This window comes from uncultured Tenacibaculum sp. (genome assembly GCF_947498805.1).
Classification (GTDB): Bacteria; Bacteroidota; Bacteroidia; order Flavobacteriales; family Flavobacteriaceae; genus Polaribacter.
Genome location: NZ_CANMLT010000004.1, coordinates 401,493 through 415,056, shown reverse-complemented (window position 1 = coordinate 415,056; position 13,564 = coordinate 401,493). Strand labels below are relative to the sequence as shown.

Below are 13,564 nucleotides of genomic sequence, written 5' to 3'. Positions count from 1 at the left end.
AAATGTTAGGTAGATTTTTTTACAATTTTTACACGAATACCTTATCTATACCAGATAAAATAGCTATTTATTTAAATGTTATTAGCAACTTTATTTTAATAGCTCTTGTAGGATTTATCATCTTTAAATCTTTACGTTATTTTGGAAGTAGACTAATCCATAAAATAGCTAGTAAAACCAAAACTCAATTTGATGACATTCTTATTAAAAATTTAGTATTCCTAAATATTTCCAGAATTATTGTACTTGTATTAATTTATACCTTCTTACATGATATTCTAATAGATTTTCCATGGGTATATAAATATGTCATGATTCTTTGTTCTCTTTTAATTGTATTTATGAGTATCTGGTTTATTAGAAGTGTGCTTCTTAGTATTAAAGACTTTCTGAGAACATTTAATTCTTTTAAAGACAAACCACTTGAGAGTTATACCCAAATTTTCATGGTCCTACTTTGGATGATTGGATTATTGATTTCTTTCTCTTTAATTACAGATAAATCGTTAGTTCGTTTCTTCACAGCTTTAGGTGCCTTTTCTGCAGTACTATTATTAATTTTTAAAGATACTATATTAGGCTTTGTTGCAAGTATTCAAATTTCTATTAATGATACAGTTCGTTTAAATGATTGGATTACCATGTCTAAATATGGGGCAGATGGTAATGTCACAGAAATCAATTTAACTTCAGTAATTGTGAAAAATTTCGATAACACTGTAACAAGCATCCCAACATATTCTTTAATTTCAGAATCTTTTAAGAATTGGCGAGCAATGCGAGTATCCGGAGGAAGGAGAATGAAACGAGCAATTTTTATAAAAATAAATAGTATTCATTTTTTAACCGAAAATGAAATAACTTCTTTAAAAAAAATCACTCTTATTAAAGAATACCTTACAGAAAAAAAATCTGAGATTAATGCATATAATAAAAAGGAAAACATTGATAAAAGCTTGTTAATTAATGGACGAAATCTCACTAATTTTGGAGTTTTTAGAATTTATATTGATGAATATCTAAAAGCACACCCCAAAGTAAATAAGGAGTTGTTATTTATGACTCGACAATTACAACCAACTATACATGGAATTCCATTAGAACTTTATGCTTTTAGTAATGAAAAAGAATGGAGTGTATACGAAAGAATTATGGCTGATATTTTTGATCATATCTTAGCAAGTGTTCCATATTTCAATTTAGAAATTTTTGAAGCACCATCTAGTAAGGATATTTTAACGTTTAACAAAAAACTATAGTGAACAAAGACTCAACATCTTTATGGCAAATTGCCATACAAAAATTTAAACGAAGTAAAACTGGCTTAGCTAGTTTTTGGTTTATTATTTTTTGTGGGGTTGTTGCTGTTTTTTGCTATGTCTTAGCGCCAGACAATAGTAATTCAGCCAATCAAATGCATTTAGAAATTCATTCAAAAACTCCTGGTTTTTCTGTTCAAATGCTATCTATTCCTTCTGAAAATACCACAGATCAATCTTGGCTTTCTATTTTCATGGATGGAAAACAAAATTCAATTACCGAAATTCCAATTAAATCATTCGACACTAAAAATGATAAGTTAGAAGTAATCAAGTATGCTGATGGTTTACCAGAAGAGTTTCCTAAATCATACACCCAGTATATTCAACAAAAAACATTTTGGCTAGGAACAGACAAATATGGTCGTGATTTATTAAGTCGTTTATTGATAGGTGCTAGAATTTCATTTTTTATTGGTTTCATTGCTGTTTTTATTTCTTTAGTAATTGGAATTCCAATAGGTGCTATTGCTGGTTATTTTGGAGGTAAAATTGACAATTTAATCATGTGGTTTATTAATATTACTTGGTCCATACCAACATTACTACTTGTAATAGCCATTACCTTGGCTTTAGGAAAAGGATTTTGGCAAGTGTTTATTGCAGTTGGATTAACCATGTGGGTAGAAGTTGCACGTGTTGTTCGCGGACAAGTAATTACTAGCAAACAACAACAATATGTAGAAGCGGCTAAAGCTTTAGGTTTTTCTGATTTTAGAATTATTTTCAAACATATTCTTCCTAACATTTGGGCTCCTATCATTGTAATTTCTGCTGCAAATTTTGCCGCTGCTATTTTGATTGAAAGCGGATTGAGTTTTTTAGGTATTGGTGCCCAACCTCCAACACCTTCTTGGGGAGCTATGATTAAAAATCACTATAATTATATTATTCTAGGAAAACCCTTTCTAGCTCTAATACCCGGTTTAGCAATTATGAGTTTGGTAATGGCTTTTATGTTATTAGGGAATACTCTTAGAGATACTTTAGATGTTAAAGCCTAATTTGTACTTTTGCCGAAAAATATTTTATGAGTTTTACAGTTAAATTTACTACTAGATGGGCAGATTTTGATGCCAATATACATATGCGTCATACTGCTTATAATGATTATGCTGCTGAAGTTCGTTTGCGTTTCTTCAAGGAACACAACATTACTATTCAAGATTTCACAAAAGAAAAAACAGGACCTATCTTATTTGAGGAAAACACCAAGTTTTTACGAGAAATACATATGGGAACTGACATTACTGTAAACCTAAAAGTAATAGGATTATCTAGCAAAGGAGAACGTTGGAAAATTCAACATGAAGTTTTTAATGAAGAAGGAAAATTATCTGCCATCATTACGGTTTATGGAGCTTGGCTTGATTTAGTAAAACGTAAACTAACAGTTCCTCCAACTAAATTTCAAACCATCTTTGATAAAGTTGAAAAGACCGAAGACTTTAAAGAAATCATTATGAAAAGCTAATGAGCAATTCAAGAAAAATAAAAGCCATTATTACACTGCTCGTTCTAATTATTGGATATTGGTTGCAACAAAGAGAAGAACAAACTAATGCTACTATTCCGCAAGTAGAAAACTCTGAAAAACATAACAAGACCGGTTTTGACTATTTACCAACCTCAACAACTGGTACAATAATTAAACATAAAGGATATCAATTATCATACAATGAACAACACGAACAGGCAGAGTGGGTAGCTTATTCTTTGCACAAAAACGATATTGTTTATACAAATCATAAACGTCCTTTTTTCATTGTAGACCCAAAAGTTAGTACGAAATCTGCAGATTGGCGAAATTATAAAAACTCAGGATATGATAAGGGACATTTATGTCCAGCTGGCGATAAAAGATATTCTAAAAAAGCACACGATGAAACTTTCTACACCTCTAATGTGTCTCCTCAGAATCACCAATTTAATGCTGGAATATGGAATAAACTAGAGCAAAAAACTCGTTATTGGGCTAAAAAATACAATCATTTGTATGTAGTTACGGGTGGAATTCTTGAAAAAAACTTAAAGACGATAGGTAAAGACCGTGTTTCAGTACCAAATTATTTCTATAAAATTATTTTAGATTATACAGAGCCAGAAATCAAAGCAATTGCTTTTTTAATCCCTCATAAAGACAGTAGCAAACCTTTGTATAAATTTGTAGTTTCCATTGATGAATTAGAACAAAAAACAGGTATTGATTTTTTCCCTAGTTTACCTAATTCTATTGAAAACAAATTAGAAGCAAACACCAATTATAAAAATTGGAGTTTTAGATAAAACAGTAATTATAACCTTAGATAATATAACAATTTATCACCCATACTCTACTCTCTTCTTTTCTAACACTAAAAAAGTAAACACCTGCATAAAAAGGGGAAATTTCGGGGAAATTTTACACCGATGTTCACTTATTTTTTTAGTGTAGAAAGATCCTTTTTTTAGTAAAGTAACACCAACATCTAAGGGAAAGATGTTTTAAGAAGTAGAATAAATAGATATTAGTGTTACTAAAATAATTAACTTAAACAACGAACAACGCATTAATGATAACATCGGTAAAAAAGATAGTCTAATTTATGAGAAAACATACCGAGGTTATATCATGTTATTAATGCGTTTAGTTCGTTTATTAATAGGTTCTTTCATATTTTAAAAAAAAGAGTAACATCTCAATATTGGGGAAATCGAAATTAGGGGAAAGCGTGTAATACAACATATTGATAGTTACTCTTTAATTTATCCCAATTGGCTACTGCTCATTTTATGGCAATCACTTTAACAGGAATAATTTCAGAGTTTAAACTAGTCTCACGGGATTTTTTTATTCATATATAAACGTCGAATTAGTGAATTGCTAATTTCATAACAACCTCTAAAAAAACTTCTTTTTTTACTACTGCTTATCTACTACAAATATTAAAAACCTATAGAATAATCTACTACTAACTGTAGGCTCGCCAAAGAATCAACCTTTTCTACACATACTTAAAACATTATACAACGAAACATTAACCAAATACTTACTGGGTAAAAACTGATTACGATTAGTATCAGTTATACATATACTATATTAAAAAACCAAAATGGCAGCGTTTTATAAACGCTGCCATTATTTTAACCTGCTTTCAATTCTAAAATAGGATAATTAGCTATTCATTATTCCTATTTACAGTTTCGTATTATTATATTGTATTAAATCTTCATCATTATCATTAGTTCTATTAGATTGCCCTCCTGAATTAAATCTAATAGTTCCTTTCAACGGAACTTTTCCTCTCGAATTTGCAGGTGATACAAATCTGGCCTTTATACCTACTTTAGAGAAAGTGTTTCCTTTAAATATTCCTCCATTTGCTGTATATATAAACTTATGAAGTCCTTTTTCTAATATATATGCCCAGTGTGAATTAAACACTTGTTGTCCATTTAAAGTTATAAGTGCATTATCAAATATAAATTCAAAATTTGAACTATCCGGTATTCTAAACTCTATAGAGTTAATACCATTTGAGACAAAACCATTTACTTCTCCAAGAAAAACAACAAAATCTATGACTCCGGTTTGACCCACTACGTTAGTTTGGTTTGTTACGATAGAAATTGTATAATCTGGCTGACTAAATTTCTTCACTAAAACAATAACAGTGGCTTGATCACAAGCCTGTGGTATTCCGCTATCACAAACTTGATATACAAAACTATCCTGTCCTACAAACCCTGCATTAGGCTGATAATTGAAAGACCCATCTGAGTTTAAAACTAAATTTCCATTGCTAACATTATTCAAGGGAGCTGTATTTACTACTTGGGTATGCCCCTCAGGGTCAAAATCATTATTCAACACATTTCCAGTGACATTATTATCGGCTGTATCTGCTGTTGTAATAAAAGCATCATCATTAGCAATTGTACTATTTTCCAATCTGGGAGTTACAACTATTTCAACCACTGCTGTATCACAAAGTGGTGCAGAGGCTACATCATCACATACTTCGTACTCGAAAGTATCTGTTCCTATAAAACCAATATTAGGTGTATAAGTAAACGTTCCATTTGCATTTAAAACAAGTGTACCATTGGTTACATTTTTAATAGGTACAATATTTACCTCCAGAGCATCACCGTCTGGATCATAATCATTGTTGAGTACATTTCCACTTAAACTTACATTTACATTGGTAGCACCCGTATCTATATTAGCAATGGGTGCTTCATTTTCTGGAACCTCATCAGGTAATATTTCAATAAAAACAGAAGCTCTTGCACAAGCTTGCGGTGTCCTATTATCACAAACCTCATAAACAAAACTGTCTTCACCAGCAAATCCAGCATTTGGTGTATAACTAAAACTTCCATTTGAAGTCAACACTAATGTTCCATTTGACACATTTGTAATTGGTGTGATTTTTAGACTTTGTATATCTCCTTGCAGATCGTAATCATTTGTTAAAACATTACCAATTACTGTTTGCCCCTCATTTGTATTTACAAAATCACTTACAGCAAATGTATTATTATTACAAATTGACTTGTCAGCATCTCTATCGATCACTTCTGGTATATCTCCGTTAATATATGATGCTACAACTACCTTTCCTTCAGCATTAATAGCTCCCGAAGTAACCGTAAGTGGTTCAGGTAAATTATTTGGGTTGTAATATGTATTTCCAACACCATCAATACTTCCATTATTATACCCTTCGTTTGCATCTGAACAACCATCTGCATCACTATCTGAATTTATATAATCCGGTATTCCTGACGTTGTTTCTCTAGGAGTAGTTCCTTGATCATTTCCATTACTAGCTTCAATAATATCTGCTAGACCATCATCATCTATATCTCCAGAGCTACTAGTAATACTATCAATTCTACCGTCATTATTAGTATCTAATGAAGCTGTACCTGCTTCTACAACATCATAAATTCCATCATTATCACTATCTAAATCCAGAGAGTCTGGAATAGTATCTCCATCGGTATCACAAGCTGTTCCTTTTTTTACCGCCACTCTATCTATTAAAATATCATCTTCGGTACTACCAAAACCTTCATTTCTCCATAATATATAGTAATTTCCTGTAGTTGGAACAGTAAAGGTTCCTTCAAAAAGTTTGTATGATTGCGTTGTAGTCCATCCCGGTAATGTATTTGTTCTTTCTCGTACTATTTCCACTTCTACTTTATTTGTATCTGCATTATAGATTTGAACGAAAAAATCATCAAAATCCCCAAAAGCTCTATTTCCAATATCCATACTATAGGAATATATAATTCCAGCTTCTAAAGGTTCTTGAAACTTATATACAATAGCAGCAGTTGGACCATTCATTTCTTGTAATGCATTAAAAATCCCTGTACTTGGATTAGTATCTTCATCAAAAATTCCATTTGTAAGTGAGGAGTTCCTATAAGTACTACCCATATTATAGCTGTATACTCTCCCTATAGAGGTATCAAAATTACTACTCTCTACTGCTCTATACCAATGAGTTTGAGGAATTGGATCTATTGAAAAAGATCCATACTTAACTAAATTATCACCAGTTCCTGTTTTGCATTCATCTATATCCAAAATACCATCATTGTCATCATCCAAATCGCAAATATCACTTACACCATCATTATCTGAATCTGGTCCTGTTGAACATGTTCTTGCAACGATTATAGGTTTACTACAAGTAGCTGAACTATTTTGTGTACAACCAGAAGGAACTGTGCTGTTAGTTTTTGTAAATGAAATAGTATAGTTTCCTTCTTCTCTAAAAGTTATATTATCTGCATTTGGCCCAGATCCACTGGAAACATTAACTCCATCTGCCGGGGTAATACGCCAAGTAGTATTATTGGAAGGGGTACCTCCATTTACTGAATACGATAAAGTTTCACCCACCTCAACTTCACCGTCTAAATTACCTCCAATAATGTCACAAGCACTAACAGGTTGGCAGTCTCTTGGTTGAACATACGGCACACACACATCATTGCAAATTAATATATCATGCTCATATGTATCTCCTGAGTAATGTTGAAATCTAATAATAGTTGAGCTACTATTAGCTACAAAAGTTCTTTCATAAATAGTGTATGAATGACGCCAAGGTGTAGATTGTAAAACTATATTCTCATTGTGTACATTTCCTATTCTTAAATTTAATGTAAGTGAATGCGGGTTTCTATATCCATTGGTCATATGATTATGAGCTTTAAAAATTAAAGTATATCTATTTCCTACTATTGTATTTATAGTTTGCTCAATATATCCATGGTTTACATAACCATTATTTAAATTGATTGCTCTGTGGTTTGACCAATTTACAAACTCCGCCCCATTGCGATAATTCCATCTATACGGAGAAATTAGATTTTGTAAATTATATTGGTAATCTGGCACCTCAAGTTCTTTTTTTTCATTTCCCACTTCTAACATCCAATCTCCTTCTTTACCTGTTATATTGTTAGAAGCTGCTACTTTAACCCCAAGCTTTTCTATAATAAAAGAAACCGCTTCTTTTCCTTTTATTCCTTTACCGAATTCGCATCCATAAATAAAAATTTTTGATATTCTATTCAAATCAACTCTTGACTCAAACCAATTGATTATTTCTTTTTTATCTAACCATTTATTGTTTATATACAATTCTCCCGAACGTCCATGAGAAAACAAATGATATTCATCTTCTTTCATTTGTATAGACGCCAACAATACTTTTTTATCTTTTACTTTTTCATCAATAAATATGTTAGATTGAATCTTATTGGTTTGATTTTTGTCTCTTTGTACCGTATGAATTAGGTTGCTTACATAAGTATTAGGTTCTATAGTATCCTTTTTATCAAACCCAATTTCACCTTTTTGTACATACAGATTCTCTAATTGATTAGGAAGTACTTTTCTAATATTAAATAGAATAGTTATTGATATTAGTATTCCTATCAAAACAGCTACTATAAAAGCTATTTGTTTATTTATTCTTTCCATCTTTTAATCTTAACTTAATATTCTATCCGAATAAATTTTTCTGAAAAACTATAGAAAATTAGATTCTTTTTTACACTACTTCATTAAAACAAAAGCAGTTTAAGAAGTTATTTATGCTTCCTTAACTCCTTTATCTTCTTTCTTCTATTCTCCATCTTTTCATTTGCTTTTAGTCTTTCTTTTAACTGCCTAGCCTTTATTTCTTTTAGTCCTTCTACTATAAAGAAATAAGACCTTCTATTTACACTATGCTCTTCTTCTGAACACTTGACATTTTCATCAACACAATTATTCAATAATCGTGATTCTCCAAAACCTTTTGCACTTATAATTCTTTTGGGGTTAATACCTCTATTAATAAGGTAATTTTTGGTTGCTAAGGCTCTTTTACTTGATAAAGAAAGATTATGTTCAAAAGTTCCTCTACTGTCAGTATGAGATTCTATGCGTATAACTATTTCAGGATGACGGGTCATAATTGTATAAATATTTTCTAATTCATATTTTGCATCATCTCTTATGTCATACTTATTAAAATCAAAATAAATGGGTTTTATAACTATCTGATTTTCGACAACCAAAGGCATTAAAGAAAGGTTAACATCTCCTAATGGTTGACTAGTTACATTAATTACTTTTTGGGTAGATCTATAATCGAATTTATGTCCTTTTAATGTGTATGTTTGGGCACATTTAATACTCGGAAGTATGTACTTTCCTTCAGTATCTGTTAAAACTTCATCTATAACTTCTCCATTTTGATTTATAATCGTGACCAATCCTCTGTCTATTGGTTTTTTAGTTTTGTAATCAATTAAAAATCCTTCTATATTTTGTTTGCATGGAGTTTCTTCATATACATAAAAACTATAGATATCATCATCTCCTTTTCCCTGTTTTCTGTTGGAAGAAAAGAATCCATATTTACCATTATCATGTAAGTAAAAAGCAAAATCATCTTTACTACTATTAAATGGGCTACCTAAATTTTCTATTTCTAGATATTCATTATTTAACTTACTTTTTACTTTATAAATATCTAGAAGTCCTAAACCAAAATGTCCATCTGAAGAAAAGTACAGTCTATTATCTTTTCCTATAAACGGAAAGACCTCTCTTTCTGAAGTATTAATTTTAGCTCCTAAGTTCTTAGGTGTTCCAAAACTCCCATCTATACCAACACTAACCTTATATAAATCGGTTTTACCATAACCTCCCGGCATATCCGAAGTGAAATACAAGGTTCTCTCATCTAAACTTAATGTTGGATGACCAACAGAATAATTGTTACTATTAAAAGGTAACTCAGTAATATTAGTCCATATATCATCAATCTTTTCTGCTCGGAAAATTTTAAGGTTTACTGTACTTTTAAGCCCCTTACTTAATCTTTTCCCATTAAAATTGTTTCGAGTAAAATACATGGTTTTACCATCTTTTGTAAAAATTGGTTTCCCTTCGTGATATTTAGTAGTCACAGGAGCTTTGAGTATTTCTGAATTGTAGATATTTAAAATAGTATCTTTCTTCGTATCAGCTCCGATTAATTCCAATTTCATCCGAGCTTTGTAAATGTTCAAAAAAGGTTGATTATTCCAACCATACATTTTTTGTTCTTTGCCCTTTACTATTGAGGAAGAAGAATAGTATACCTCATTGTTAAAAATATAACCTCCATAATCTGAAAATTGTGAATTAACATTTAAATTTTTAATGTTTATTCTTTCCACTGTCCCTTCAGTTAATTCGAATAATGAGTCAGAAACTTTTTCTTTTAAACTTAATCTCAATTTCCCTGAAGACCTTAATAATGAAAAAATAGAATCTGATTTTTTATACTTTTTATTACTTCTTAAAACTTGAGCGTATTTGAGCAAATAATCATTGGAAACACCGCCTTTAAAATCAATCATTAACTTCTCATACCAAAACTCTGCATCTTCTGTATTCACATGATTATAATAAGAATCTGCCAATTTTGTCAAAACATGTTTAGAACGATCGCCTAGTGCATATAATTCTTTATACAACTCTGCCGCTTTCACATATTCAAATTCTTTAAAATACCTATCTGCAATCTTTCGGCTTTGCGAATAGGATACAGCAAAAAATAGCAGTAAAATTGTTAATACTCCCTTTCTTATTTTATATACTTTCATAAATTCTTTTGTTAGAAAAATCTTGGAGATCTAAATCTCAACCTCCTAATAGTTTCATACCTCAACATTATTTCATGAGTACCACTATTGGTTACATTATAATTTGATGTTGTCAAATCATATGCATACCCAATTAAAAAAGAATCGCTTACTTGAAATCCTAATAGTGCACTCATTGAATCATCCCATCTCCAAGCTAATCCAACACGAAACTTATCATTAAATAAAAAATTAGCAGAAACATCCAATGATACAGGTGCTCCCGTAACGGCTTTTGTTAAAATTGCGGGCTTAAATCGTACGCTTTTAGAAACATCAAAAACATATCCAGCAATGAAAAAGAAATGTATTCTCTCGACAGCTCTTGTTCTTAATGACCCTAAACTACCATCATAATGCTCTGACTCAATAAAATTTGGAACTGAAAGCCCTACATACCAATCTGGTGTGTGATAATATATTCCTGCTCCAACTGATGGTAAAAATCTTCCATTAATATTTCTAGAAAACAATACTTCTTGCTGAGAAACAGTTCCTTTACTCCAATCTATATTTAGCAATCTTCCTCCCAATCGAAGTCCGAAAGCCAAATTCCCTTCAAATCCTGTTTGTATAGTATAAGACAGGTTTGTGTTAAGATAAATTTCACTTGATGGACCAATATTGTCATTAACTAAGTTTAACCCAAGCCCTAATCCTGCAAGTCCTATTGGGCTATCATAACTCAAGCTCTGAGTATCTGGGGCTCCATTAAACCCAACCCATTGCATTCTACCCAAGGCCGTAATTACTGTATGTCCTCTTGACCCAGCATAAGCAGGGTTTACACTCATTGTGTTAAACATATATTGTGTATAATGAGGGTCTTGTTGAGCTTTTATTTCATTTAAAACAAATACGCTAAGAAACAAGCATATTTTAATCACTTTCCTCATATTAATCTTTCTTTCTATTTGATAATACATCTTTTCTTAGTCTACCTGTTTAAATACAACCATCCCTTTATTAAACTACTTCCGTCTCCTAAATCAATTACATAGAAATAGGTTCCTGTAGGTAGTTCTTCATTGGCATTGATATTTACTCTTCCTTCTGAAACTCCTTTAAAGGATATATTCTGATTATTGTATTCTCCTACTTTGTAAACCGTATTCCCCCACCTATTAAATATTTCAACAGTATTATTTGGATAGTTTTCAATACATTCTATTTTAAAGAAGTCATTCACTCCATCTTGATTTGGAGAAAACTCATTAAAAACAGTTAAGCAATAGTTTAATGCTAGAATTGTTGGATCATCCCTTGGGTCACTTCCAGCATCTGGTCCGTCTACTGTTAATGGATTAATGATCACATCTCCATTTTCATCTGTTCCTGCATCCGATATTACAGTTACATCATCCGTTCCACTAGGACTATCTCCTACTGCCATTGCAGAATTACTGTAAACTCCTTTATTAATATCTATTTGAGTTAATGTATAATTCGCCAATACACTTGTAGAAGTTCCAGGAGCTAAACTTGCTATTGGATTACCTGATATAATTGTAGCTCCTAGGTCAGTTATTTCAATGTTTGCGATTGTTGTTTCTCCATTGTTAGTCACTATCAATTCATAATTTATGGTAGTTCCTACTGAATAAGGTCCAGATGAGATTACACTTTTGATCATTGTTAGACTAGATACGGGTCCTTCAGAAAAATTAAGAACGGTAGGATCATCAGTAGGATCACTTCCTGCATCTGGTCCATCTACCGTTAAAGGATCTGTAATAACATCTCCGTTTTCATCTGTTCCTGTATCAGATATTACAATTACATCACCTATTCCACTAGGACTATCTCCAGTTGCAATTGCTGAATTTGTATAACTCCCTCTATTTATATTATCAATAGTTACTGTATAATTTGCTTGAATACTCATAGATTCTCCTGGCGCTAAACTTGCAATTGGATTACCTGATATAATTGTAGCTCCTGGATCAGTTACTTCAATATTACTTAATGTTAATGTTCCTATATTGGTTACCAACAATTCATACGTTATTATTGAACCTCCAGAATAGGGTCCATTTGATGTTACACTTTTTACTAATGTCATTGCTGTTATTTGACCTCCTGAAATATCTAGTACTGTTGGATCATCAGTTGGGTCACTACCCGTATCTGGCCCATCTATTGTTAAAGGGTCTGTGATAAGGTTTCCGTTTTCATCTGTACCTGTATCGGACACTACAATTACATCATCTATACCGTCAGGACTATCTCCTACTGCCGTTGCAGTGTTGATATAACTTCCTCTATCAATGTCATCTTGTGTTAGCGTATAACTAGCTACTATAGTAGTTGAAGTTCCTGGGGCTAAACTTGTAATTGGACTCCCGGATGTTATTGTTGCTCCCGGATCGGTTACTTCAACATTAGAAATTATTTCATTTCCTGAATTTGTAACCACAATTTCATAATCAATTACGGTACCCACAGAATAACTAGAAGGTACATTTACAACCGACTTAACAACATCCAATGTTGCACTAGATGTAAACGTAAAGAAGCTGGTATCACCAATAGCATTTGTCATTGGTCCTCTAGCAGCAATATTGGCTATGAACCCATTAAAATTTTCTTCTCTAGTTGAGTTTTGAGTTACTACAATAGGAAAACTAATTTCCTCTACCATATCAGCTGGAAAGTTCTCCTTCTGATTAAAGGTCAAAATATTGGTAGATGGCGAATATGATATATCAAATAAAGATATCACATCTATTCCATCAGATGTACCCGTTATTAAAGACACATCTCCATCCTTCAAGGCAATGTAACTTCCTAAATCAACGGAAATAGTTACATTAGGTAATCCTCCAAACACGGGAGTATTCACTTCAGTTCCAGAAGTTTCTTGAATTTTAAAACTAGCTATTCCTTCTCCAGAGTTTTCTAAAGTAGCCAGTGGTGCCGGACTTATCATTCCATCTTGTAAGTTAACCGATTGCGCATACCCAACCTGGTTAAATATCAATAACAAAAAAGTCATCAACTTAACAAATCCCTTCATACGATATTTTTTGTTTTAACATTAAAATCATCTACTTCTC

The 13,564-nt window shown here is 31.7% G+C and carries 8 protein-coding genes; 4 read left to right on the top strand and 4 right to left on the bottom strand.

Annotation, left to right across the window (positions count from 1 at the left end; genetic code table 11):
* Nucleotides 1-2: 2 nt before the first annotated feature.
* Genes Q0873_RS10230 through Q0873_RS10215 form a run of 4 tightly spaced genes read left to right on the top strand, consistent with a single transcriptional unit; the run spans nt 3 to nt 3,605 of the window.
* The gene (locus tag Q0873_RS10230) at nt 3-1,259 is read left to right on the top strand and encodes a mechanosensitive ion channel domain-containing protein (protein ID WP_299106799.1); all 1,257 of its coding nucleotides are present in this window, start codon (nt 3-5) and stop codon (nt 1,257-1,259) included.
* Nucleotides 1,259-2,323, top strand: coding sequence for an ABC transporter permease (locus Q0873_RS10225; protein WP_299106796.1), 1,065 nt, complete (start codon nt 1,259-1,261; stop codon nt 2,321-2,323). The genes Q0873_RS10230 and Q0873_RS10225 overlap by 1 nt, the downstream gene beginning before the upstream one ends.
* 26 nt (nt 2,324-2,349) lie before the next feature.
* Entirely contained in the window at nt 2,350-2,793 is a 444-nt protein-coding gene (locus Q0873_RS10220; RefSeq protein ID WP_299106794.1) for an acyl-CoA thioesterase, read from the top strand.
* On the top strand, nt 2,793-3,605 hold the full coding sequence (locus Q0873_RS10215; RefSeq protein ID WP_299106792.1) for a DNA/RNA non-specific endonuclease: 813 nt from the start codon (nt 2,793-2,795) through the stop codon (nt 3,603-3,605). Before Q0873_RS10220 ends, Q0873_RS10215 begins: the two co-directional genes overlap by 1 nt.
* A gap of 889 nt (nt 3,606-4,494) precedes the next feature.
* Here the strand turns inward: Q0873_RS10215 and Q0873_RS10210 are convergent.
* The 4 genes from Q0873_RS10210 to Q0873_RS10195 form a co-directional block, all read right to left on the bottom strand.
* Nucleotides 4,495-8,310, bottom strand: coding sequence for an Ig-like domain-containing protein (locus tag Q0873_RS10210; RefSeq protein ID WP_299106789.1), 3,816 nt, complete (start codon nt 8,308-8,310; stop codon nt 4,495-4,497).
* A gap of 107 nt (nt 8,311-8,417) precedes the next feature.
* Entirely contained in the window at nt 8,418-10,469 is a 2,052-nt protein-coding gene (locus Q0873_RS10205; RefSeq protein WP_299106787.1) for an OmpA family protein, read from the bottom strand.
* A gap of 11 nt (nt 10,470-10,480) precedes the next feature.
* Complete coding sequence (locus Q0873_RS10200) at nt 10,481-11,404, bottom strand: type IX secretion system membrane protein PorP/SprF (protein ID WP_299106926.1); 924 nt, start codon at nt 11,402-11,404, stop codon at nt 10,481-10,483.
* 41 nt (nt 11,405-11,445) lie between these two features.
* Complete coding sequence (locus Q0873_RS10195) at nt 11,446-13,524, bottom strand: gliding motility-associated C-terminal domain-containing protein (protein ID WP_299106785.1); 2,079 nt, start codon at nt 13,522-13,524, stop codon at nt 11,446-11,448.
* Between the last annotated feature and the right edge of the window lie 40 nt (nt 13,525-13,564).